Annotated in this window: 18 protein-coding genes, 1 pseudogene and 1 CRISPR repeat array; of the genes and pseudogenes, 13 read left to right on the forward strand and 6 right to left on the reverse strand. The window is 56.2% G+C overall.

The features are described 5' to 3' along the window. Window positions 1-13: 13 nt before the first annotated feature. Window positions 14-961 carry a cytochrome o ubiquinol oxidase subunit II gene (cyoA, locus tag AACV31_RS13500; RefSeq protein WP_032806255.1) on the reverse strand — a complete coding sequence of 316 codons (948 nt, stop codon included), beginning with the start codon at window positions 959-961 and terminating at the stop codon, window positions 14-16. A 520-nt stretch (window positions 962-1,481) separates the two neighbouring features. On the opposite strand from cyoA, the gene AACV31_RS13505 reads away from it, so the two are divergent. Both AACV31_RS13505 and AACV31_RS13510 read left to right on the forward strand, forming a co-directional pair. Next, window positions 1,482-3,182 carry a molecular chaperone HscC gene (locus tag AACV31_RS13505; protein ID WP_165153165.1) on the forward strand — a complete coding sequence of 567 codons (1,701 nt, stop codon included), beginning with the start codon at window positions 1,482-1,484 and terminating at the stop codon, window positions 3,180-3,182. After that, window positions 3,182-4,522 (forward strand): J domain-containing protein, encoded by a 1,341-nt coding sequence (locus AACV31_RS13510; RefSeq protein WP_165153167.1) that lies wholly within the window; start codon window positions 3,182-3,184, stop codon window positions 4,520-4,522. The genes AACV31_RS13505 and AACV31_RS13510 overlap by 1 nt, the downstream gene beginning before the upstream one ends. Here AACV31_RS13510 and ampG read toward each other — a convergent pair. Next, window positions 4,505-5,995, reverse strand: a complete 1,491-nt coding sequence (ampG, locus tag AACV31_RS13515) for a muropeptide MFS transporter AmpG (protein WP_165153169.1) — start codon at window positions 5,993-5,995, stop codon at window positions 4,505-4,507. The two genes, AACV31_RS13510 and ampG, sit on opposite strands and share 18 nt — an antisense overlap. 54 nt (window positions 5,996-6,049) lie before the next feature. After that, entirely contained in the window at window positions 6,050-6,628 is a 579-nt protein-coding gene (locus AACV31_RS13520) for a lipoprotein (RefSeq protein WP_007766381.1), read from the reverse strand. Window positions 6,629-6,926: 298 nt separating this feature from the next. Here AACV31_RS13520 and bolA point away from each other — a divergent pair, with 298 nt between their 5' ends. The 10 genes from bolA (at window position 6,927) to AACV31_RS13570 (ending at window position 19,668) form a co-directional block, all read left to right on the forward strand. Continuing rightward, complete coding sequence (gene bolA / locus AACV31_RS13525) at window positions 6,927-7,244, forward strand: transcriptional regulator BolA (protein ID WP_007766384.1); 318 nt, start codon at window positions 6,927-6,929, stop codon at window positions 7,242-7,244. 350 nt (window positions 7,245-7,594) lie between these two features. After that, on the forward strand, window positions 7,595-8,893 hold the full coding sequence (gene tig, locus AACV31_RS13530; protein ID WP_007766391.1) for a trigger factor: 1,299 nt from the start codon (window positions 7,595-7,597) through the stop codon (window positions 8,891-8,893). A gap of 300 nt (window positions 8,894-9,193) precedes the next feature. Further along, window positions 9,194-9,817 (forward strand): ATP-dependent Clp endopeptidase proteolytic subunit ClpP, encoded by a 624-nt coding sequence (clpP, locus tag AACV31_RS13535; protein WP_004387730.1) that lies wholly within the window; start codon window positions 9,194-9,196, stop codon window positions 9,815-9,817. Between the two features lie 123 nt (window positions 9,818-9,940). Next, window positions 9,941-11,215 (forward strand): ATP-dependent protease ATP-binding subunit ClpX, encoded by a 1,275-nt coding sequence (clpX, locus tag AACV31_RS13540; RefSeq protein WP_007766392.1) that lies wholly within the window; start codon window positions 9,941-9,943, stop codon window positions 11,213-11,215. Between the two features lie 186 nt (window positions 11,216-11,401). Further along, window positions 11,402-13,756 (forward strand): endopeptidase La, encoded by a 2,355-nt coding sequence (gene lon / locus AACV31_RS13545; protein ID WP_007766396.1) that lies wholly within the window; start codon window positions 11,402-11,404, stop codon window positions 13,754-13,756. A 209-nt stretch (window positions 13,757-13,965) separates the two neighbouring features. After that, window positions 13,966-14,238, forward strand: coding sequence for a nucleoid-associated protein HU-beta (hupB, locus tag AACV31_RS13550; protein WP_007766399.1), 273 nt, complete (start codon window positions 13,966-13,968; stop codon window positions 14,236-14,238). 214 nt (window positions 14,239-14,452) lie between these two features. Then, window positions 14,453-16,330 carry a peptidylprolyl isomerase gene (ppiD, locus tag AACV31_RS13555; RefSeq protein ID WP_165153171.1) on the forward strand — a complete coding sequence of 626 codons (1,878 nt, stop codon included), beginning with the start codon at window positions 14,453-14,455 and terminating at the stop codon, window positions 16,328-16,330. Window positions 16,331-16,476: 146 nt separating this feature from the next. Continuing rightward, window positions 16,477-16,845 (forward strand): helix-hairpin-helix domain-containing protein, encoded by a 369-nt coding sequence (locus tag AACV31_RS13560; RefSeq protein WP_161578109.1) that lies wholly within the window; start codon window positions 16,477-16,479, stop codon window positions 16,843-16,845. A gap of 125 nt (window positions 16,846-16,970) precedes the next feature. Then, window positions 16,971-17,369 carry a YbgC/FadM family acyl-CoA thioesterase gene (locus AACV31_RS13565; RefSeq protein WP_075197578.1) on the forward strand — a complete coding sequence of 133 codons (399 nt, stop codon included), beginning with the start codon at window positions 16,971-16,973 and terminating at the stop codon, window positions 17,367-17,369. Between the two features lie 213 nt (window positions 17,370-17,582). After that, a CRISPR array of direct repeats spans window positions 17,583-18,709; the repeat unit is 29 nt; unit sequence CTGTTCCCCGCGCGAGCGGGGATAAACCG. A gap of 122 nt (window positions 18,710-18,831) precedes the next feature. Then, a complete protein-coding gene (locus AACV31_RS13570) occupies window positions 18,832-19,668 on the forward strand; it encodes an MBL fold metallo-hydrolase (RefSeq protein ID WP_165153173.1) in 837 nt (278 codons plus the stop codon). On the opposite strand, the gene queC is transcribed toward AACV31_RS13570, so the two are convergent. Both queC and AACV31_RS13580 read right to left on the reverse strand, forming a co-directional pair. Then, entirely contained in the window at window positions 19,661-20,356 is a 696-nt protein-coding gene (gene queC, locus AACV31_RS13575) for a 7-cyano-7-deazaguanine synthase QueC (protein WP_075198221.1), read from the reverse strand. The genes AACV31_RS13570 and queC overlap by 8 nt on opposite strands. 29 nt (window positions 20,357-20,385) lie before the next feature. Then, window positions 20,386-22,116 (reverse strand): SgrR family transcriptional regulator, encoded by a 1,731-nt coding sequence (locus tag AACV31_RS13580; protein WP_165153175.1) that lies wholly within the window; start codon window positions 22,114-22,116, stop codon window positions 20,386-20,388. A 93-nt stretch (window positions 22,117-22,209) separates the two neighbouring features. Here AACV31_RS13580 and cof point away from each other — a divergent pair, with 93 nt between their 5' ends. Beyond that, window positions 22,210-23,028, forward strand: a complete 819-nt coding sequence (gene cof / locus AACV31_RS13585; RefSeq protein WP_075198219.1) for an HMP-PP phosphatase — start codon at window positions 22,210-22,212, stop codon at window positions 23,026-23,028. Window positions 23,029-23,067: 39 nt separating this feature from the next. On the opposite strand, the pseudogene AACV31_RS13590 reads toward cof, so the two are convergent. Beyond that, a pseudogene (locus AACV31_RS13590) lies at window positions 23,068-24,653 on the reverse strand (hypothetical protein); the annotation flags it as partial.

Consider the following 24,653-nt stretch of genomic DNA (forward strand, 5'->3'; position numbering starts at 1 on the left):
ATTCCTCGGCCCCTTAGTGAGAGGTTTCCGCGTGATTCATGTCCATGCCTTCCATGCCTTCGTGGGCGTTATGCTCCCCTTCAGACTGAGTCATATCCATGCTCTTCCCAGGTCCCATAAATTTGTTAATGACATCTTTAAACAAATCCGGTTTTACGCTGGAGAAGTATTCGACTTTGTTGTATTCGCTCGGGGCCGCCAGCTTGTCGTAGGTCGCCATATCGTTAATGGTTTTGCCAGACTGCTTCGCTTTAGCCACCCACTGGTTGAAGGTCTCGTTATCCGGCGTGGCGATTGCCTTGAACTTCATGCCGGAGAAACCTGCACCACTGTAGTTAGCAGAAATACCGTCGTAGGTGCCGGCTTCGTTCGCAATCAGGTGCAGTTTGGTCTGCATACCTGCCATTGCGTAGATCTGGCTACCCAGTCGCGGAATAAAGAAGGAGTTCATCACCGAGTTGGAGGTGATTTTGAATTCCACAGGCGTATTCGCCGGGAACGCGATTTCATTGACCGTAGCGATACCCTGCTCCGGATAAATGAAGAACCACTTCCAGTCCATTGCGATAACTTCGATGGTCACCGGCTTCGCATCGTGCGCCAGCGGACGGCTGGGTTCGAGCGAGTGCGTGGTTTTCCATGTCAGTACTGCAAGGAAAATGATGATAAGGATCGGGATGGTCCAGACAACAGCTTCAACTTTGTTGGAGTGTGACCAGTTGGGGCTGTATTTTGCGTCCTTATTGGTTGCCCGATATTTCCAGGCGAAGCCAATAGCCATCAAGATGGCTGGAATCACGACAATCAACATCAGCCCGAGGGCGGTCAGTATCAGTGAACGTTGCTCCAGTCCAATCTGTCCTTTGGGGTTGAGAAGCGCAGCATCGCAGCCACTGAGTAATACAGTGCCTGCGAATAATGACAGCAGTCCCAAACTTTTATTGTATTTCCTGAGTCTCATTTAACGACCTCAATTCAGGGGGATCTGGTGGCGGTTAAAGTGTGCCGGGCATTTTACGGGAAGGTTACATTACTGTAAACACGAATGGCGCAGTGTCTGCGGCGTGTAACCGGGTTCTGTCGCAACCGTCACAGCCAATGCAACAAAATGTAAAATGTAAGTCATGACAGCCACATGGCAAGGGTTATAACAAAATCCTATGTAAAGTAAGGTCAAGACGGGAATTGAGTATATAGGGGAGAAAATAACATACAATAAATTAACAAGGCGGTTTCAAATGCGAAACAATAACGCCACGGAAATAATTCTTCACCGTGCTGAATCGTTAAAAATAATGTCGCACAGAATGATAAACGAAATTATTTAAAGTCTCTGCTACCAAATTTCGATAAATATATCTAAGCAAATCAGATGCTATTTTATTGACCAGAAAAATGAAACACTTTCTTCGTTGTGCTTTTTTTCTGGCGATAAAAGCAACAAAAAAACAACAAATACTCAGGGTAAAGGGTTGATACGCATGGAAACAGCAACGCCTCTGGTAGGCATCGATCTGGGCACGTCCAACAGCGCGGTGGCCTGGTTTAATGACGGACGCGCCGCGCTGATCGCCGATGGCCAACAGCGTTTACTGACGCCATCTGTCGTCGGGCTGGACGATGAGGGCCATTTAATTGTGGGTGAGGCGGCGAAAGCGCGGCTGGTGAGCCACCCGACCCTCACACATGCCAGCTTCAAGCGCTACATGGGCACCGATAAAATTTTTGCGCTCGGCGAACATCGCTTCCGGGCTGAGGAGCTTTCTGCCCTGGTGCTGCGCAAGCTGAAAGCCGATGCGGAAGTGGCGCTTGGCTGCGCCATCACTCGCGCGGTCATCACCGTCCCGGCCTGGTTTAACGATATCCAGCGTAAAGCGGTTAAAACCGCAGGCCATCTGGCGGGGCTTTCGGTTGAACGGCTGGTGAATGAACCGACGGCGGCCTCGCTCGCCTACGGCCTTGCCGATAACCGCGAGCAAAAGTTTCTGGTTTTCGATCTCGGCGGCGGCACGTTTGACGTTTCCATCGTCGATATGTTTGAAGGCGTGATTGAAGTGCGCGCCAGCAGCGGCGACGCGCGCCTTGGCGGCGATGACTTCACCGATATCATCCGCCAGTGGATGCTCTCGTGTTATCCGCACTATCAGCCGTCGGGCGCGCAGGACGAAGCGCAACTGGTGGCAGAGGCTGAAAATCTCAAACGACAACTGACGCACCAGGCGCAGGCGACCGCCACGCTCAATGTGGGCGGCCATGACATGATGTGGACGCTAGACAGCGACACTTTAACGGAGATCTGTCAGCCGCTGCTGGCGCGCCTCAAACAGCCGGTCATCCAGGCGCTGCGCGACGCCCGCTTTGATATCAGCGATCTGGATGATGTGATTCTGGTGGGCGGCGCCACGCGTATGCCGGTGGTGCGTCAGCTGGCCGCGCGTATGTTTGGCCGCTTCCCGCGCGCTGAACTCAACCCGGATGAAGTCGTCGCGCTCGGCGCGGGTATCCAGGCGGGGCTCGCCAGCCTCGACGCCGCGCTGGATGACATCGTGCTGACCGACGTCATGCCGTATTCGCTTGGCATCGAAACGGCGCGTCGTAACGGCGAGCGCTATGACAGCGGCTATTTCCTGCCCATCATTGAACGCAACAGCTTTGTGCCGGTCAGCATGTTCCGTTCTATTTCTACCGTTTACGATAACCAGCGCCAGCTGGAGATCGCTGTGTTCCAGGGCGAAGCGCGCCGGGTCGCGGAAAATATTCTGCTCGATAAATTTACGCTCGATGTTCCCGCGCGCCCGGCGGGCGAGGTGACGGTGGATGTGCGTTTCACCTATACCCTCGACGGCATTCTGGAAGTGGAGTGCAAAATAGACGGACAGGAGAGCGCGGCGTCGCTGGTGATTGAGCGCGCGCCCGGCAGCCTTAGCCCGGAAGAGATTAAGCAGCGGCTGGCGCAGCTTGACGCCCTGAAAATTCACCCGCGCGATCGCACGGAGAACCGGCAACTGCTGTCGCAGGCGAGCCTGCGCTATGAGCAAACGCTCGGCGAAAGACGCCATCTTATCGATCACTACAGCGCGCAGTTCGAGCAGGCGCTGGAGAGTCAGGATCTGCGTGAGATCGCGCTCGCGCGCCAGGCGCTGGAGCAGATCCTCGCGCAGTTTGACGACGGATTGCGCTAATGGACGCCTGGACGCAACTCGGCCTTGAGCCGACTAAAGATAAAGCCGCACTGCGCCGCGCGTGGGCGAAAATCGTCAAACAGCACCGCCCGGATCAGGATCCGCAAAAGTATCAGCAGTTGCGGGAAGCCTATGAGGCGGCGCAGCGCTATCAGGATTATGACGACGAAGAAGAGGATGAAGAGGCGGATGATGAAAACGTCATCACGTACCGCTTTACGCCGCAACCGCCGGTAACGCCACAGGACACGCCGCTGCCGCAGGCGGAAACCGTGGCCCTCGCAGACTGGGAGCCGCAGACGCTTAACGAACAAGCGCAGGCGCTCGCAATCACCATTGTGGCTGACGAGATGTCGGGCTGTCAGCAGTTAGAGGCGTTTCTGGCTGACGGACTGCCGGATGCGCTGGCGGCACGTCGGTATTTCAGCGAGAGGCTTGCCGATGCGCTCTCTGAAGAGCAGTGGCTGACGCGCGGCATGCTGGAGCATGTGGGCAGAATCATGGGCTGGGAGCTTGATCACTACCGCAGCACGGCCCTACCTGACGTCCTGATCTGGGCGCTTGAGGCGCGTATCACCACGACGGAAGAAGATTACCGGATGGTCGTGGAGCGCGGGCAGCATCAGGCGAGCTGGCTGTCGAAAGCCCGCTGGAAGCTGATAAGCGAGCCGCAGGCGCCGCTACCCTGGTGGGGGCGTCTGTGGCCCGGCTTTCTTGATGAGGCTCGCCAGCGTGTACACATAATGTGCAGCGAGCAACCAGGGTTATGGCAGCGGCTTAATCCGGTCATTATTGCGCTTTTATCTACGCCTGGCTGGGCGCTGTCACTCCATACCTTCATTTCTGTGATCTTCTGGGGCGGCGTGCTGGGGTTCCTGGCTCTCGACCCGCAGGTGACGGCGCTGGATGTCGGGATTGTCGGCGCGATAGTGGTCGTTTACCTGTTCGGCATACCTCATTTCTGGAACCGCTATCCAGAACGCAGCCGCCCGCGGATCGGCATTCGTGTGGGCTACGTGCTGTTATCGGTCGCGTTACTTGCCCTGCCGGTGGGAGAGTTTGCGCGCTATACCGTCGGGTTTTACCAGAAAAATCATGACATCTCGCCGCTGGTGTATATGGCGGTCATTATCGTGGCGGTGCTGGTGGTGTGTTTAAGACCGCATGCGCGGTCCTGGTGGCGCTGGCCCATTGATATTATCTCCGGGCCGGTGGGGTTTCCTGTCAAGCTTATCAGTCAGCTTCCGTGGATCATTAACCTGTTTTTGATTCCATTCGGCACTAAAGTGTACAGCGCGATGATAAGCAATATGATCGTATTACTACGCCTTGGGCTCTGAACGCGCCGTACTGCGGCGCAGCGCCAGGTAATCGAGCAGACAACCCAGCGCGATACCGGCAACCGCCAGCAGCATGCCTGCTTCAAGCAGGGTGACGCCGAAGGTCAACGCGCTCAGGCCGAGCGCGTTGCTGATGATAACCAGCAGCCAGACGCCAAGAACCGCGCAGCCGAGCAGCAGCAGGCGCAGCGCGAAGCGATAACCCGCCGGGTACGTCTGACGGCGCAGAAACTCGCCGGTGTCGCGCGTATATTCCAGCGTTCCCCGGCACAGCTGTAACAGCAGAATGCCCGGCACGGCAGCGACGACCGAAAAGAGATAAAACGTCGGCCAGCCGTAAGCTTCCACAAACCAGCCCGCGACCGGACCGACATAAACGCGGCCCACGGCTGAGAGCGCGGAAAGCAGAGCGAACTGTGTGGCGGAGAACGACTTATTACAGAGCGTCATCAGCAGCGCCACAAACGCGGCGGTGCCCATGCCGCCGCACAGGTTTTCAAAGAAGACCGCCGCGGCCATGCTCAGCAGATCTTTATCAGTTACCGACAGCAGCCAGTAACCGGCGTTCGAGACCGCCTGCAGAATGCCGAAAAGCATCAGCGCGCGGAACAGCGAGAGGCGCTGCATCAGCACGCCGCCGTACAGCGCGCCGAAAATCGTGGCGAGCAGCCCCAGCGTTTTATTCACCATCCCCACCTGGCCTGCGTCAAAGCCGACGCCGCGAATTAAAAAGGTGGTGGTCAGGCTCATGGCGAACGCATCGCCAAGCTTATAAAGCACAATCAGCAGGAGGATAAGCCAGGCGTTGTTGCGTCCGAAGAAATCGCGCAGCGGTGCGACCACCGCCTGCTCCAGCGTGCGCGGCGCGGGAATGGCCTCGTCGGGTTCAGGCGCAAGCCAGGTGGCGATAATGCAGGGAATAAGCAGCGCGGCCATCAGCCAGTAGGTGGCCTGCCAGCCGAGCCAGCGGTCGGCCATCCACAGCGCGAGACCGCCTGACACCAGCATCGCCAGCCGGTAGCCCAGCACGCTTATCGCGGCGCCTGTTCCGCGTTCGTCTGCGGGCAGCACATCCGTTTTCCAGGCATCGAACACGATATCCTGAGACGCCGAGCAGAACGCAATCAGCACCGCCAGCGCGGCCATCCAGCGCAGATGCGTTGAGGGTTCCAGAAAGCCCATGGCGGCGATGGCGATCAGCAATAATACCTGCGTGATAAACAGCCAGCCGCGACGCCTGCCGAGCAACGGCGGCGTGTAGCGGTCCATTACCGGAGACCAGAGAAATTTAAAGACGTAAGCCTGACCGACTAAAGAGAAGAAACCAATAGTTTTCAGATCGATATTCTCGACCGTCATCCAGGCCTGGAGCGTGCCGGACGTGAGCGCCAGCGGGAGACCGGAAGCGAAGCCGAGGATCAGTAAAATGGCGGTTTTCGGCTGCTGGAAAAGACGTAAATAATGACTGTGCATGGGCGGCCGTAAAAAAAGCGGCCCGGCGAACCGGGCCAGGAAAAACAAAGATGATTAACGCGCGTTCTGTTTGATGAACTCGTGGATGCTGGTGTCCTGCGCCATATCGGCGATGGTGTCGCTCAGCACGGAGTTAACGGCGTTGGCGATATTTTTATTGCTCGCCTGGAAAGCGCCTTCAACAGAATAGCTGGCGCGGTAGTTTTTGGTCATCTTATTGCCGGTTTTCGCGGTAGCGATGATAGAGATATCCGCTTTGGTGGCGATGTTGTAACGCACGTTGCCCTGCGACACGTCAGCATAGAGCTGGTTGACGATAATCTGCAGATCCACCGCGCCGCTTGGGCCAATCATATAACCGCGAGAGGTCATCTGTTTTTCCAGCACTTCCTGGAGCAGGAAACGCAGATCGCGGGACGCGGTCAGGGTTACCAGCTGGTTGTCGCGGGTGACTTTCGCCAGCGCCTGATCCTGACGCTGATCGGCGCCGTTGATGCTGACGGTCACACCCATCAGGCTCGGATCCTGCTGCGGCAGGGTCATTTTCGGGGAGACTTCAATGGTTGTCGGCGGCGTCGCGCAACCGGCCAGCATAAAAAGGGCGACGAGCGGGAAGAGTACTTTTTTTAACATGTTCAGGCTCTCAACGGTCCATGGGCAATAAAGAAGAAAATTCCCGCCATCATAGCATCGCCATGCGTGAGGGGAAGAGGCCAGGCGACTGAAAATAACGCAATGTCTTTTTTATGACCGTCGTCTGGCTTAGCGCTGTTACCGATTACCGTAAAACCGCGCTATAGGGCGCAAAGCCTGCCATAAAGCGAGGCGGCTGCAAAAGTTAAAATTGTGTTGTTTTTTGACAATGGAAACGGTAAAAGCGGCTAACCTTTAAAGTGATGGCTGCCATCGCAGCGTTGTCGAGGAGAGTCTTATGATGATACGCGAGCAGATCGAAGAAAAACTGAAGGCAGCCCTTGAGCCTGTCTTTCTGGATGTAGTGGATGAAAGCTATCGTCATAACGTGCCCGCGGGCTCTGAAAGCCATTTCAAAGTCGTGCTGGTCAGCGATCGCTTTGTCGGCGAGCGTTTTTTAAATCGGCATCGCCTCATCTACAGCATTCTTAGCGAAGAACTGGCCTCGACGGTCCATGCGCTGGCGCTGCACACCTACACCCTCAAAGAGTGGGAAGGGCTTCAGGATACGGTCCTGCCTTCTCCTGCCTGTCGGGGAGCCGGCACGCTGGCCTGATCGATCACAGTTGCAACGTCGGGAGCTTTTCCAGTATGTTGCGCCAGCGGTAATAAAACGAAACGGCCTGCGTGGCCGTTTTTGTTTTGCCTGAATTTTGCGCGCTATGTGCACTTTTCAGTCGTAATTTTGCCGGGAAGTGTGAAAAGTGCCGCAATGCCTCGGCTGGCTTTTCTCGACTCCCCAAGGGGATGCCGCTATAATGCTGCGTCTTATTTTTCGGAATGTCTTCGGGACGATTCTGGCGACAGGGATAGTGTTTCTGCTAAAGAAGACGTCCCGGTTCTGCGAAGCGAATACCATAGGGCTTCCAGAGTTGACCGAGCACTGTGATTTTTTGAGGTAACAAGATGCAAGTTTCAGTTGAAACCACTCAGGGCCTTGGGCGCCGTGTAACGATTACTATCGCTGCTGACAGCATCGAGAACGCTGTAAAAAGCGAGCTGGTCAACGTGGCAAAGAAAGTGCGTATCGACGGCTTTCGCAAAGGCAAAGTACCGATGAATGTTGTTGCTCAGCGTTATGGCGCGTCCGTGCGTCAGGATGTGCTGGGCGATCTGATGAGCCGTCACTTTGTTGACGCTATCATCAAAGAAAAAATCAATCCGGCTGGCGCACCGAACTATGTTCCGGGCGAATACAAACTGGGCGAAGACTTCACCTACGCCGTAGAGTTCGAAGTGTACCCGGAAGTTGAGCTGCAGGGTCTGGAATCTATCGAAGTGGAAAAACCGGTTGTTGAAGTGACCGACGCTGACGTAGACACCATGCTGGACACCCTGCGCAAGCAGCAGGCGACCTGGAAAGACAAAGACGGCGCCGCTGATGCGGAAGACCGCGTCACCATCGACTTCACCGGCTCTGTAGATGGCGAAGAGTTCGAAGGCGGCAAAGCGACCGACTTCGTCCTGGCGATGGGCCAGGGCCGCATGATCCCGGGCTTTGAAGAAGGCGTTAAAGGCCACAAAGCGGGCGAAGAGTTCACCATCGACGTGACCTTCCCGGAAGAGTACCACGCCGAAAACCTGAAAGGTAAAGCCGCGAAGTTCGTCATCAACCTGAAGAAAGTTGAAGAGCGCGAACTGCCGGAACTGACCGAAGAATTCATCAAACGTTTCGGCGTTGAAGATGGTTCTGTTGCCGGTCTGCGCGCTGAAGTGCGTAAAAACATGGACCGCGAGCTGAAAGGCGCCGTGCGTAACCGCATCAAGTCTCAGGCTATCGAAGGTCTGGTGAACGCGAATAACATCGACGTTCCGGCTGCGCTGATCGACGGCGAAATCGACGTGCTGCGCCGCCAGGCTGCACAGCGTTTCGGCGGTAACGAGAAACAGGCTCTGGAACTGCCGCGCGAACTGTTCGAAGAACAGGCTAAACGTCGCGTCGTTGTTGGTCTGCTGCTGGGCGAAGTCATTCGTACCCATGAGCTGAAAGCTGACGAAGATCGCGTGAAAGCGCTGATCGAAGAGATGGCTTCCGCTTACGAAGATCCGTCAGAAGTTATCGAGTTCTACAGCAAGAACAATGAGCTGATGGACAACATGCGCAACGTGGCGCTGGAAGAGCAGGCGGTTGAAGCGGTACTGGCGAAAGCGAAAGTGACCGAAAAACCGACCTCTTTCAACGAACTGATGAACCAGCAGGCGTAAGCCCTTTCATCGTTTCACGACGAGGCACATGGGGCCCGTCACCGCAGGGTGACGGGCTTTTTTGTCACTTTTCCTACCCAAAAATGGCGGGTAAGGGGTGTTTCGGTGTTAGCGTAACAGCAAAAGATTGTTATGCTTGAAACAGGGCATCATTATCCCCATTAATGAAACAGTAAAAAGTGTACGACTGGCTGATAATCCGTCCGTAAGGTGTTTACCGGCAGGAGCATAGTCATCCTGTACGGTCTCAAGTAGAATCAGTGCAGCAGGTTACTCAGAATATTTATCCAGGAGACGGATATGTCATACAGTGACGAACGTGATCAATTTGCACCCCATATGGCTCTGGTGCCGATGGTTGTTGAACAGACCTCGCGCGGCGAGCGTTCTTACGATATTTTCTCCCGTCTGCTCAAGGAACGTATCATTTTTCTGACCGGCCAGGTCGAAGACCAGATGGCTAACCTGATTGTTGCGCAGATGCTGTTTCTGGAAGCGGAAAACCCAGAGAAAGACATCTATCTTTACATTAACTCGCCGGGTGGGGTAATCACCGCCGGGATGTCAATCTACGACACCATGCAGTTTATTCAGCCGGACGTCAGCACCATTTGTATGGGCCAGGCCGCGTCAATGGGCGCCTTCCTGCTGACAGCGGGCACGAAAGGGAAACGTTTCTGCCTGCCCAACTCGCGCGTAATGATCCACCAGCCGCTGGGCGGCTACCAGGGGCAGGCGACGGATATCGAAATCCACGCCCGCGAAATCCTGAAAGTGAAAGCACGCATGAACGAACTGATGGCGCAACATACGGGCCAGCCTCTTGAACAAATCGAGAGAGACACTGAGCGCGACCGTTTCCTCTCTGCAGGTGAAGCAGTAGAGTATGGTCTGGTTGACTCCATCATGACCCATCGTAACTGACGCCCGCCACGCGAGGGCCGCTATACTCATTAAGAGGTGGCCCTCGGTATCCTGGCGGCAGGCGCTGGTATTGGCATGGCGTTGTCGCGTGCGGCACTAAGAACAGAAAAGAGGTTTTGACTCATGACAGATAAGCGCAAAGACAGCTCAGGCAAACTGTTGTACTGCTCTTTTTGCGGCAAAAGCCAGCATGAAGTGCGCAAGCTGATTGCCGGGCCGTCCGTGTATATCTGCGACGAGTGTGTCGATCTGTGTAACGACATTATTCGCGAAGAGATTAAAGAAGTGGCTCCGCACCGTGAACGCAGCGCTCTGCCGACGCCACATGAAATTCGTAGCCATCTTGACGATTACGTCATCGGTCAGGAAAAGGCGAAAAAGGTGCTGGCGGTAGCGGTCTACAACCACTACAAGCGTCTGCGTAACGGCGATACCTCCAACGGCGTGGAGCTTGGCAAAAGTAACATCCTGCTGATTGGCCCGACCGGTAGCGGTAAAACGCTGCTCGCCGAAACCCTGGCGCGCCTGCTGGATGTGCCGTTTACCATGGCCGACGCCACGACGCTGACCGAAGCCGGTTACGTGGGCGAGGATGTGGAAAATATCATCCAGAAACTGCTCCAGAAGTGCGACTACGACGTACAGAAAGCGCAGCGCGGCATCGTGTATATCGATGAGATCGATAAAATCTCCCGTAAATCCGATAACCCGTCCATCACGCGCGACGTGTCCGGCGAAGGCGTTCAGCAGGCGCTGCTGAAGCTTATCGAAGGCACCGTGGCTGCCGTACCGCCGCAGGGCGGTCGCAAGCATCCGCAGCAGGAGTTCTTGCAGGTTGATACCTCCAAGATCCTCTTTATCTGCGGCGGCGCATTCGCAGGCCTCGATAAAGTTATCGCTAACCGCGTTGAAACCGGCTCCGGCATTGGTTTTGGCGCAACGGTGAAAGGTAAATCGCAGAAAGCGACCGAAGGCGAACTGCTGTCTCAGGTTGAGCCGGAAGATCTGATCAAGTTTGGTCTGATCCCGGAATTCATCGGTCGTCTGCCGGTAGTGGCTACGCTTAACGAGCTGAGCGAAGACGCGCTGATTCAGATCCTGAAAGAGCCGAAAAACGCCCTGACCAAACAGTATCAGGCGCTGTTCAATCTTGAAGGCGTGGAACTTGAGTTCCGCGACGAAGCGCTGGAAGCCATCGCGAAGAAAGCGATGTCCCGCAAAACCGGTGCGCGTGGCCTGCGCTCTATCGTAGAAGCGGCGCTGCTTGAGACCATGTACGATCTGCCGTCCATGGACGAAGTGGAAAAAGTGGTCATCGACGAGTCGGTGATTGCCGGCCAGAGCGAACCGCTGCTGATTTATGGCAAGCCGGAAGCCCAGCAGGCATCCGGCGAATAATCCGCCAGTTCCGACAATCAGTTAACATTCAATGGGGGAAATATTCCCCCATTTATTTTTCCTGCTTCCGTGCCGTTGAATGTCCGGGAAACATCCCCATATACTGAATTACTTAATTGGTGATGCCGTGAAGTGCGTTCACATGCGCCCCATCACCAGGCGGAAACTAAACTAAGAGAGAGCTCTATGAATCCTGAGCGTTCTGAACGCATTGAAATCCCCGTATTGCCATTGCGCGATGTGGTGGTTTATCCGCACATGGTTATCCCTTTGTTTGTGGGACGGGAAAAGTCTATTCGTTGTCTTGAAGCCGCCATGGATAATGACAAAAAAGTCATGCTGGTGGCGCAGAAAGAAGCCTCAACGGATGAGCCGGGCGTGAACGATCTGTTTACCGTCGGTACCGTGGCGTCTATTTTGCAAATGCTGAAACTGCCGGACGGCACCGTCAAAGTGCTGGTCGAAGGTTTGCAGCGCGCGCGTATCACCACGCTTTCCGATAATGGCGACCATTTTGCGGCGAAAGCGGAATACCTCGAATCTCCGGCTATCGACGAGCGCGAGCAGGAAGTGCTGGTGCGCACCGCCATTAGCCAGTTCGAAGGCTACATCAAGCTGAACAAAAAAATCCCGCCAGAAGTGCTGACGTCGCTTAACAGCATCGACGATCCGGCGCGTCTTGCGGATACCATCGCCGCGCACATGCCGCTGAAACTCAGCGACAAGCAGTCGGTGCTGGAGATGTCCGACATCAACGAGCGTCTGGAATACCTGATGGCGATGATGGAATCGGAAATCGACCTGCTGCAGGTTGAAAAACGCATTCGTAATCGCGTCAAAAAACAGATGGAAAAAAGCCAGCGCGAGTACTATCTGAACGAGCAAATGAAAGCCATTCAGAAAGAGCTCGGCGAAATGGACGACGCGCCGGACGAAAACGAAGCGCTGAAGCGTAAAATCGACGCGGCCAAAATGCCGAAAGAGGCGAAAGAGAAAGCCGAAGCCGAGCTTCAGAAGCTGAAAATGATGTCGCCGATGTCCGCCGAAGCGACCGTGGTGCGCGGTTATATCGACTGGATGGTGCAGGTGCCGTGGAATGCGCGCAGCAAAGTCAAAAAAGACCTGCGTCAGGCCCAGGAAATCCTGGATACCGACCACTACGGCCTTGAGCGCGTCAAAGACCGCATCCTGGAATACCTCGCGGTCCAGAGCCGTGTTAATAAAATCAAAGGGCCGATCCTCTGCCTGGTCGGGCCGCCGGGGGTAGGTAAAACCTCGCTCGGTCAGTCCATCGCTAAAGCCACCGGTCGTAAATATGTCCGTATGGCGCTGGGCGGCGTGCGTGACGAAGCGGAAATTCGCGGTCACCGCCGTACTTACATCGGCTCCATGCCGGGTAAACTGATTCAGAAAATGGCTAAAGTGGGCGTGAAAAACCCGCTGTTCCTGCTCGATGAGATCGACAAAATGTCCTCGGACATGCGTGGCGATCCGGCGTCCGCACTGCTGGAAGTGCTCGATCCGGAACAGAACGTGGCCTTTAACGATCACTACCTGGAAGTGGATTACGACTTAAGCGACGTCATGTTTGTCGCGACGTCCAACTCCATGAACATTCCGGCGCCGCTGCTGGATCGTATGGAAGTGATCCGTCTGTCCGGTTACACCGAAGATGAAAAACTCAACATCGCGAAGCGCCACCTGCTGCCGAAGCAGATTGAGCGTAACGCGCTGAAAGAGAACGAGATTGACGTGGATGACAGCGCCATCATCGGCATCATCCGCTACTACACTCGCGAAGCGGGCGTGCGTAGCCTTGAACGTGAAATCTCTAAACTGTGCCGTAAAGCGGTGAAACAGTTACTGCTGGATAAATCGCTCAAACGCATCGAAATCACCGGTGAAAACCTGAAGGATTTCCTGGGCGTTCAGCGCTTCGACTATGGCCGCGCCGACAGCGAAAACCGCGTAGGGCAGGTGACGGGGCTGGCGTGGACGGAAGTGGGCGGCGATCTGCTCACCATCGAAACCGCGTGCGTGCCGGGCAAAGGCAAACTGACCTACACCGGTTCTCTTGGCGAAGTGATGCAAGAGTCCATCCAGGCGGCGTTAACCGTGGTGCGCGCCCGTGCTGAGAAGCTTGGCATCAACAGCGACTTCTACGAAAAACGTGATATTCACGTTCACGTGCCGGAAGGCGCCACGCCGAAAGATGGCCCGAGCGCCGGTATCGCCATGTGCACCGCGCTGGTCTCCTGCCTGACCGGCAACCCGGTTCGCGCCGATGTGGCGATGACCGGTGAAATCACGCTGCGTGGTCAGGTACTGCCGATTGGCGGCCTGAAAGAGAAACTGCTGGCAGCCCACCGTGGCGGCATCAAAACCGTGCTGATCCCGGATGAAAACAAGCGCGATCTGGAAGAAATCCCGGAGAACGTGATTGCCGATCTGGATATCCACCCGGTCAAGCGCATCGAAGAAGTGCTGACGCTGGCGCTGCAAAACGCGCCGTACGGCATGCAGGTCGCCACCGCAAAATAGTGACCTGACGCAAGCGCACTGAGAAAAACAGGGCTGGTGAGTGCTTTCGCACTTGCCAGCCTTTTTTTGTATAGCTAATTTAGATTGCCGGTCCGGGGTGCCATCAACAACTCCTGTTGTAAGGGCATGTGAGGACTGTTATAACTGCTGCGCGGTCGCGTCGCGAAGGATTCCGGTGCGATATAAAATATAAAGAGAGGAAGAGAAGAGTGAATAAATCTCAACTGATAGACAAAATTGCCGCAGGTGCCGATATTTCTAAAGCAGCGGCTGGACGTGCGTTAGATGCTTTGATTGATTCCGTGACTGAATCTCTGCAGTCCGGGGATGAAGTAGCGCTGGTTGGCTTTGGTACTTTTGCTGTTCGTGAACGTGCTGCCCGCACCGGCCGCAACCCACAGACGGGCAAGGAAATCACCATCGCGGCTGCGAAAGTTCCGGGTTTCCGTGCTGGTAAAGCCCTGAAAGACGCGGTTAACTGATCCTGTGGCTGGCGTTATCGCAGCCAGGGGATAAAAAACAAGGCGCATCGTCAGATGTGCCTTTTTTCTTTCTGGATGAGTAATCTGCCGATATGGGCTGACAACCGCCCCGGTTTCTTGTCACAATACGCCTTTGCGCGCAGCGGCCCAGCGGATGTCGCCACGTTTCTGTGCGAGTTCTACCTGTCATTCTACAGCGGAGTGTTGTTACACCATGATGGACAATTTACGCGCGGCGGCGAATCACGTCGTGCTCAAGATCATTCTGGGTTTGATTATCCTGTCATTCATACTGACTGGCGTGAGTAACTACCTGATTGGCGGTAACAGCAACTATGCCGCAAAAGTTAACGACCAGGAGATCAGCCGGGCCCAGCTTGAAAATGCGGTCAACATCGAGCGCAACAACCTCGAGAGAAGAATGGGCGACCGCTTCTCTGAGCTCGCTTCCAATGAACAATATATGGCCGAGCTGCGCCAGCGTGCGCTGCAGGGGCTGATTGACGAAGCCCTGATCGACCAGTATGCGCGCTCGCTTCATCTGGAGATCAGCGACGAGCAAGTGCGTCAGTCCATCTTCAAAAACCCGGCATTCCAGAGCGACGGAAAATTTGATAATGCGCGCTACAACGCCATTATCACCAGCATGGGCATGAGCGCCGATCAATACGCGCAGGCGCTGCGTAACCAGCTCACCACCGATCAACTGGTCAGCGCCGTCATGGGCAGCGATTTCATTCTGCCAGGCGAAAGCGATCAGTTCGCCGCCTTGTTCGCCCAGCAGCGTCAGGCACGCACCGCGACTATTGCCGTCGATGCCCTGGCCCAGAAGCAGCAGGTTTCCGAGCAGGAAATCAAAGACTACTACCAGCAGCACGCCAACAGCTTCCAGTCGCCTGAGCAGTTCCGCGTAAGCTACATCAAGCTTGACGCCGCCGCGCTTGCAGAGAACGCCAGCGAAGACGAAATCCAGGCGTACTATGACAAACATCAGGATGAATTCGGCCAGCCAGAGCGCAACCGCTACAGCCTGATCCAGACCAAAACTGAAGCCGACGCGAAAGCCATTCTCGCGCAGCTCAAGCAGGGCGCGGATTTCGCAACGCTTGCGAAAGAGAAATCGGTGGATGTCATCACCGCCCGCAACGGCGGCGATATGGGGTGGCTGGAGCCAGGCACCACGCCGGACGAGTTCAAAAATGCCGGTCTGAAAGACAAAGGCCAGCTTTCTGACGTGATCAAATCCTCTGTTGGCTTCCTGATTGTGCGTCTTGACGACACCACGCCTGCCAAAGTGAAGCCGCTTTCTGAAGTACATGACGACATCAGCGCGAAAGTGAAGCAGGAGAAAGCGCTGGACGCGTTCTTCGCACTGCAGCGTAAAGTGAGCGATGCGGCGAACAACGACAACGAATCGCTGGTCAGCGCGGAAAAAGCCGCTGGCGTGAAAGCGGTGGACACCGACTGGTTCAGCCGCGATGCAGTGCCGGCAGAGCTGAACTTTAAACCGGTTACCGACGCGGTGTTTGGCGGCAACCTGCTGGGCGCGAACGGTACGCCGGGCAGCAACTCCGACATCATCACCGTTGATGGCGACCGCGCCTTCGTGCTGCGCATTACCGATCACAAACCGCAGGCGGAAAAACCGCTCGCCGACGTCAAAGAGCAGGTCACCGCGCTGGTGAAACACCAGAAGGCGCTCAAGGCTGCGAATGAAGAAGCTCAAAAACTGCTGGGCGCGCTGAAAGCGGGCAAAGGGGACGAGGCGCTGAAAGCGGCAGGTATTGCTTTCAGCCCGGCGAAAACCTTCGAGCGCACTACTCAGGACACCCTGACGCAGCCCGTGTTCGCACTGCCGCTGCCGGCGAAAGATAAGCCGAGCTACGGCATTGGCAACGACATGCAGGGCAACGTCGTGCTGCTGGCGCTGGATGACGTGCGCAGCGGCACCATGCCGGACGCGCAGAAGAAAGCCATGGGCCAACGCCTTATCCAGAATAATGCGGAAATCGCCTTTGACGCGCTGCTGAAGGGCCTGCGTAAAGACGCCAAAATCAAACTTGGCGATACGGGCACGGCACCACAGCAATAACGAGACGTCTCGCACAATTTTTGCAATTCACTGCAAACCCCAAAGGCCGCTTTCGCGGCCTTTTCCATTTCTGAAATCTGGCGTTTGAGCCCGTTTCTCTCTCCGCTTAAGGTGGCGGTGCTGTTAACAAACAAGGAGATCACAGCATGAAACGTGGAATCAACGCTTTTTGTCTCGCCGTCGCGCTCGCGGGCGGCATCTTTTGCACCACAGCAACCGCGGCGCCATCAGCAGGCAAAGCGCAGGTGGAGCAGGTAAAAGAAAAACCGGCTGCCGCTGCGCCGCAGGCGAAGCCGGAAACGGCGCCTGAAACCCTCGAAGAAACCGTGAGTATTAATACCGCCACGGCGGATGAACTTGCGCAGGCGATGAACGGCGTTGGTAAAAAGAAAGCGCAGTCTATCGTCAGCTATCGCGAAGAGTATGGCCCGTTTAAGTCCATAGAGGATTTAAAACAGGTGCCGGGAATGGGCAATTCGCTCGTTGAACGCAACCTTTCCCGGATCCGTCTCTAATCGTTAATCATCCGTGCTTGCAGAGTTGAAAAACTTTGCCAGACTAAAGAGGTCATACCAGTGGTGTGGCCTCTGTTTTTTATATGACCCTGTATCCCCTACAAAAAAGAAAAGGTTTAAGCGCTATGCAGACTCAAATCAAAGTGCGTGGGTATCACATCGATGTTTATCAGCATGTGAACAACGCGCGTTATCTGGAGTTTCTGGAAGAAGCCCGCTGGGATGGGCTGGAAAACGATGAAAGCTTCAAATGGATGATGGCGAACAACATCGCGTTTATCGTCGTTAACATCAATATCAACTACCGGCGGCCCGCCGTGCTTGGCGATCTGCTGACCGTCACAAGTCAGGTGAAACAGCTTAACGGTAAAAGCGGGATACTAAGCCAGGTCATCACGTTGGAGCCTGAAGGCGAGGTAGTCGCCGATGCGCTCATCACCTTTGTGTGTATCGATCTGAAAACCCAGAAAGCGCTGCCGATTGACGGCGAGCTGCGTGAAAAACTGGAAAAACTCACAGGGTAAATTCTGCAATAGCGGTGCGTGTGCCCGCCATCGTGGATTTATCGCCGCTGAAGATAAACAATCCGGTAGATGTTAACGGCCCACGAGCGTTGCTGAAAAAGGCGTTCAAAATCAACAGGGCAGCCGTTCTTTAACAAGATGGGTTGTTGTAAAAATGTTGGTAGGATGTGGAAGGCGAAAAAATCCTAAGCAGTACAAAGCGTTACTTTTAGTTTGTTCCCCGCGCGAGCGGGGATAAACCGGGCTTGATCAACACTCTGAACAGGGGCGTTCCTTGTTCCCCGCGCGAGCGGGGATAAACCGTCCGCTCGGTCGTTTCTCTCTGCGGATCTTGCTTGTTCCCCGCGCGAGCGGGGATAAACCGATGAAATTTAACCACACGATACAGATTTATTATTGTTCCCCGCGCGAGCGGGGATAAACCGCCAGCGGCCGACATTCCGACACGTTCAGCCAGTTGTTCCCCGCGCGAGCGGGGATAAACCGCTGCTTTTTTGCGTTTCAGTTACGAACCTGACTTGTTCCCCGCGCGAGCGGGGATAAACCTGGACGCCGCGTAACCGTGAACGTCAGGTTTCCTTGTTCCCCGCGCGAGCGGGGATAAACCGAATTTAGTGTGTATATAATAAACCCCATGAAGTTGTTCCCCGCGCGAGCGGGGATAAACCGATTCCGCGCCGATATAGTCAGCCACCAGTTCATTGTTCCCCGCGCGAGCGGGGATAAACCGGAGGTGACACCATCTTTTGTGTCGCGGGCAGACTGTTCCCCGCGCGAGCGGGGATAAACCGTAAAGCCATATTAGGGGGTGAGTGTGAGCTTTCTGTTCCCCGCGCGAGCGGGGATAAACCGTCGCCGTCTGGCGAAAGGTGAAGCATGTGCCCCTGTTCCCCGCGCGAGCGGGGATAAACCGCAGATCGGGGAGGGAATTACCCACGTTATCGTCTGTTCCCCGCGCGAGCGGGGATAAACCGCTCATGGCTATGACGCTCCATTCGCAGCAAAGCTGTTCCCCACGCGAGCGGGGATAAACCGGCGTGACGCGGGTCACATCACACACGCCAGACCTGTTCCCCGCGCGAGCGGGGATAAACCGCGGTGAGCTCGCTGTTCGCGCTGTCGAGTATCCTGTTCCCCGCGCGAGCGGGGATAAACCGACGACTCGCTCGTTGTTCGCAGTATCGATGTACTGTTCCCCGCGCGAGCGGGGATAAACCGTTCATACCAGACTCAGTGTTTTGCGGTCAGACCTGTTCCCCGCGCGAGCGGGGATAAACCGGCGTCCTGTATCTCGCTAAACGTGACGGTCGGCTGTTCCCCGCGCGAGCGGGGATAAAACAAACTTTGTTGGCTGTACGAACAGCGCGACGCTGTCAGCCCCATATCCCGTCACATTCTTCAGCACCGTTTATACTTCAAAGCCATTGTTAAATTCTCAAGACTGCGCAACAAAGGAGAGGCTATGCGAGTACACCATCTCAACTGCGGTTGTATGTGTCCTTTGGGCGGCGCGCTGTACGATGGCTTCAGTAAAGGGTTGCACGCGCATCTCATCTGCCATTGCCTGCTTATTGAAACTGAACATCACGGGCTGGTGCTGGTGGATACCGGTTTTGGTTGTGATGATATGCGCCATCCTGGCCGCCGTTTGCCGCTCTTTTTCCGGGCGCTGAACAATATTCAGTACCAGGAATCATTAACGGCGCTACATCATATTCAGGCGCTGGGCTTTAAGGCGGAAGATGTCCGCCACATTGTGCTGACGCATCTGGATTTCGACCACGCGGGCGGCATCAGCGATTTTCCGCACGCGCAGGTGCATTTGATGCAACGGGAAATGACGGCCGCAGACGGGCGCGACACGTGGCTTGACAGCGCGCGCTATCGTCCGGGGCAGTGGGGCAACCGTTCTGGCTGGCATGGGTATCAGACGCATGGCGAGCCGTGGTTTGGTTTCAGCGCCGTGCGCTCGCTTGATGGCCTGCCGCCGGAAATTTTATTGATCCCGCTGCCGGGACATACGGAAGGGCATGCGGGCGTAGCGATTGATACGCCGCAGGGCTGGTTGCTGCACGGCGGCGACGCCTGGTTTTATCGCGATGAAATGGCGGCAGATCCGCACTGTACGCCGGGCCTGCGTTTTTATCAGTGGATGATGCAAAAAGACAAAGCCGCGCGACTGGCAAACCAGAAACGTCTACGGCTTCTGGCCGCAGACGCCAGCGCGGGCGTGCGACTGTTTTGCAGCCACGACGCCCGCGAATTTGAACGTATCAGCGGGAAAAACCTGGCTATTTAAGCCCGGTTTTCTGCTTCATCGCGGCCATGACAGCAGGCTTAGCGGCCTGATACTGACTGAGCCCGTTGGCGCGCAGATGGCAGGCGGCGCATTCGCCGCAGCCATCGCCCTGAATGCCGTTATAGCAGGTCAGGGTTTGCTGGCGGATGACATCAAGCTTGCCCCAGTAATCCGCGAGCGCCCAGGTTTCGGCTTTATTCAGCCACATCAGCGGTGTTTCAAAGCGTACGTCGCGCGCCATTCCGAGCGCGACGGCGTGATTCAGCGCTTTGACAAATTCGTCGCGGCAATCCGGGTAGCCGGAAAAATCGGTCTCGCAGACGCCGGTAATCACCGCTTCCGCCTGCACCTGATACGCGTAAATCGAGGCCAGCGTCAGGAAGAGAATATTGCGGCCAGGCACGAAGGTGCTCGGCAACCCTTCGGCGTCGGGATCGTAATCCGGCACCGGGATGCTGTCGCGCGTCAGGCTGCTGACCGCGAGTTCATTAAGCAGCGTCACATCCAGCACTTTATGCGCTCGCGCGCCCAGCGATGCGGCAAGGGCGCTGGCGACATCAATTTCCGCACGATGGCGCTGTCCATAGTCAAACGTTACGCAATGCACTTCATCGTATTGGTGTAACGCCTGAATCAGGCAGGTGGTGGAGTCCTGGCCTCCGCTGAAGACCACAACGGCACGTTTCATAAAGCCCCTGTCATTGAATAGCAAAACCGTTATGGTAGCGCCGCACTGGCGCGTCCACCAGCTTCTTGAGGCGGCGGCAGCCACGCGCGGCTGAAATCAAACCAGCCGAGCGCGTTAAGTTCGATGCCGTTTACGCCTGGCGGCGCGCTTATCTGGTAGCGATAGTTAAAGAGCGGGGTGATAACGGCGTCATGCATCAGCGTTTGATATACCTGGCGCAGCGCCGCGTGACGGCTCTGGTCATCCGGATGGCTTTGCACCGCGTCAAGGGTGGCTTCCAGATGCGCCCGCTGCGGGCCCGTTAACAGGTGTCGCCAGAGCGGATCGCAGCGTAACCACTGCTCCAGCGTATATTCCGGCGCTTCGCCAATCAGCCGATCGCCCATGACGATATCCGCCTGCGCCAGGTGCGTGCAGCCGTCCCAGTTTTTCGCCTGATGAAAATGCAGCGTCAGGGCGCATCCGCGCGCCGCCAGGTAGTGTTGAAGCTGACGGGCCATCACCGGCAATTCGACCGGCAGGTGATAGACCAGCGTCAGCGACGGCGGCAGTGGCGGAGGAGGCTCGTCGGACCATTGCGGAAGATGCCAGCCGGGCAACAGTTCATGACTGGGCGTGATCAGATGCTCGTCGAGCGGCAGACTATCTATCATGCCGCTGCGATGAATGAGTTGCATCAGCCAGCGCGCCTGCGCGCGCGACAGCCGCCCGTTTTGCCGGATACCGAGATAGCAGAACCCGAGGCTGACGCTGTTGCTGACGGGGCGCAGATGCACGAGTTCTTCCTGTTGCCCGATGGCTATCTGCACCGGGTGGCGACAGCTGGTGCCCAGCGCGCTGTCGAAGAGATCCGGCGTTATCCAGTATTCAACCGCATTCAGCAAAGGGTGCCCGAGATGACAGCGGTCGTGGCTTTCAATGCGCACCAGCTCAGGCGAAAACGTGGCGAGCCGGAACGGCCCGCTGCCGATCGCGGCGTCCTCCGGGTGGGCCAGATAACAGCCATGGCTGGCAAGCCGCCACGCCAGCCAGTGATCCGGGCGCGTGAGTTCAAAGCGCAGGCAGTGTTTGTGATCCACTGCGATCTCTTTAACGCTTGCGAACAGCTGGCGCAGCGTCTCAAGTGACAACAGCTGTTGCAGCCGCAGCTGGAGTTGCCAGGCGTCGATGGGCTCATGATTGTGCCAGTGCAGGGTAGGGCGCAGATAAAACCGCCAGCTCAGTCCGTCCGGCGAGACGCTCCAGTGGTGCGCCATATCGCCTTCCGGACGCGCGGTGTGGGGGTTAAAGCGCGTCAGTCCGCTGAAGATTTGCCGGGCCAGATGCTGTTCGGCGCGACCTGGCAAAAAGCCGGGCCTCAGCGGCTCCAGCGGGCGGTAATAAGGAATGCGCAGCGTGGGCGTATCGTTGTGCCACTGGCCGCCCAGAAACGGGTGCAGCAACTGGCGCAGTTGCCCCGACGCGAGCTGGGCCAGCGCCAGGGCATGATGAGGCTGCCCCTGGCGTAACACGGTTTCCATCATGCTGGCGCGCACGGTATGGGGCGACACCAGAAAAGTGAGCTCGCCCCGTTTGCCGCGGCCTGACTGCGCGCGCCAGCGCAACCAGCCCTGTTGCTGGAGCTGGCCCAGCAGCGTGCGGACATGACGCTCGCTGCAAAAGCAGCGCGCGGCAAGCTCTGCGATGGTCACGGCCTGCGGCGCGCCCTCCGAGGGCTGCCACAGCCGCTGAAACTGATTGAGGCGGTTCAGAAGGCGCATATCAAAACCCGGAACAACTTTTCGTAACTATTCACTATTAGTTCCGTATATGCCAGGCAATACTGCAAGTCAACCGAAAGAGGGGGACAAACCATGGCGCGACTGGCCGCTTTTGATATGGATGGCACGCTGCTGATGCCTGACCATCAGCTTGGCGAAACTACACAGATGGCGTTGCGCCGTCTGCATCAACGCGGCGTAACGCTGGCGTTCGCGACCGGTCGTCACCTGCTGGAAATGCGGCAGATGCTGCAAAAAATCGCGCTGGAGGCGTTCCTCATTACCGGCAACGGCACGCGTATTCATGCGCCGTCGGGCAAACTGTTGTTCGCCGAGGATTTATCGCCGCAGGTAGCGGAAGCCGTGCTGCATGGTCACTGGAATACCCCGGCCAGTCTGCACGTGTTTAATGACAGCGGCTGGCTGACGGAGACCGACGACCTGGCGTTACTTGAGGCGCACGCGTGGAGCGGTTTTCGCTATCAGCTGACTGACCTGAAGCGTTTGCCCGCGCACCAGGTGACGAAAATCTGCTTTGTCGCCGATCACGACGCGCTGTGTAAGCTGCGCGTTCAGCTTTGCGAGGCGCTCGGTTCGCAGGCGCATATTTGCTTTTCGGCGCTCGACTGTCTGGAAGTGCTGCCGCCCGGGTGCAACAAAGGCGCGGCGTTGCAGGCGCTGAGCCTGCATCTTGGCATTACGATGGCGGATTGTATGGCGTTTGGCGATGCGATGAACGATCGCGAAATGTTATCGCTGGCAGGGAAGGGGCTGATTATGGGTAACGCTATGCCGCAGCTCATTGCGGAACTTCCCCACCTGCCGGTTATCGGGCACTGCAGCAAACAGGCGGTCGCCCACTATTTGACACATTGGCTGGACCATCCGCATCAAGAATACTCCCCCGAGTGATGTGGCCTTCCGGCAAGCCGGGGTTACCCCCGGCTTTTTTTATTTGCCAGCGCTTATCGTGACGGTCAGCTTCATTAACGAGTAGTTGAAAAGATCCGGCGGCATGGTGTCCGGGTTATAGAGATCGCCTGCGAAGCAGTAAACCTCCATGATGCCGCCCCGTTTACCCAGTTCCAGCGCCTGCTGGAAAATATACGGCAGGTTTTCGTCATAAAGCACCGGCACATTCGCGTTATTGTTCAGCACGCGGCCTTCTAAGGTTTCCTCTTTGAAGGTGACGTTAATCGTCTCGCCCGGCGCAATAGCTTTTTTGCCTGCTTTCGTCTGCACAAAGAACAGCGATTTATTACGTTTCAGCAGCTTTTTCTGAGCGGTGACTTTCTCAAGCTTGTCGATACCCGTCTGATACTTCTTCTCTTCGCGGCTGGAAAGCTCTTTCAGCATCGATTCATGCAATGACAGCAATGCTTTTGGCTCAACAGCGACCTTTTGCGCGAGGCCATCTTTGATCCCCGCCAGCAGGATTGGAAGATTGGTTTTGATACCCAGATCCGCCATCTGGTCCATGCTTTTTTGCACCAGCCTTGAGAACATAACGCCATTCGCGTAGGACTGTTTATTCGCCTTATCTTTAAGCGTCGCGGCGCTCACTTCCGGTGCGGTTTTACTGGCGGTCTGCGCCTGCGCCTGCGCTGCCGCGTCGGCTTTCAGTTTCTCTGTCTGCGCCAGTAAGTCGGCTTTCTCTTTTTCGGCCTGCGCTTTTTGCGCTGCCGCGTCGGCGTTCAGGCTTGCCAGTTTACCGTTAAGCTCCTCATTCGCGCGCTTAAGCGCCTCAAGCTCAGCCTGCGCTTTTTGCTGGCTGGTAGCGGAAGCCGTCGACAGCGCTTTTACGGATTGTGATTCTTCTTTCAGCGAGGCCAGCGCGTTATCCGACTGCTGCAAACGGCTCTCTTTGTCCGCCAGCGCTTGTTTCAGCGTGGCGATATCCGTTTGTGCGGCGGTAAGCTGCTTATTGAGCGTTTCTTTCGCTGCGGCTAACTGCGCCGCCTGCTGTAGCTGGCTCTGCAGCGCTTTTTCTTTGTCGCTCTGACTGCCTTTCACGCTGGCAAGCTCCGTCGCAAGGGACGTGGCTTTTTCCTGCGTGCTGGCGGCAAGCATGGTCGAGGCGTTAAGTTTTTCCGTAAGCGTAGCTATTTGCGCTTTGAGTGCGGCTTCTGCCGCCTGGTTTTTTTGCAGCAACGCGGTTTGCTCCGCCTGCGCTTTTTGTAATTTTTCTTTCTCTTCTTTGCTAAGCGTGCTGGTTTTAAGCAGCATGTTGTTCTGCGCTGCGAGCGCTGCTTTGTCCTGCTCCAGCTGCGCGAGCTGTTTATTCAGCGCACTGACGTTCTTCTCGTTCTGCGCGGTAAGCGTCGCTTTCTCTTCTTCCAGCTGCGCGAGTTGCTTTTCCAGCGCGCTCTGGCTCTGGGTGTGCTCTGCGCCCGCCTTTTTGAGCGCGGCGAGTTCGGCGGCGCGTTTATCGAGTTCCGCCTGAAGCGTATGTGCTTTGTTATTCAGCGCACTGACGTTCTTCTCGTTCTGCGCGGTAAGCGTCGCTTTCTCTTCTTCCAGCTGCGCGAGTTGCTTTT

Source organism: Cronobacter sp. EKM101R, assembly GCF_963888145.1.
Lineage (GTDB): Bacteria > Pseudomonadota > Gammaproteobacteria > Enterobacterales > Enterobacteriaceae > Cronobacter > Cronobacter turicensis.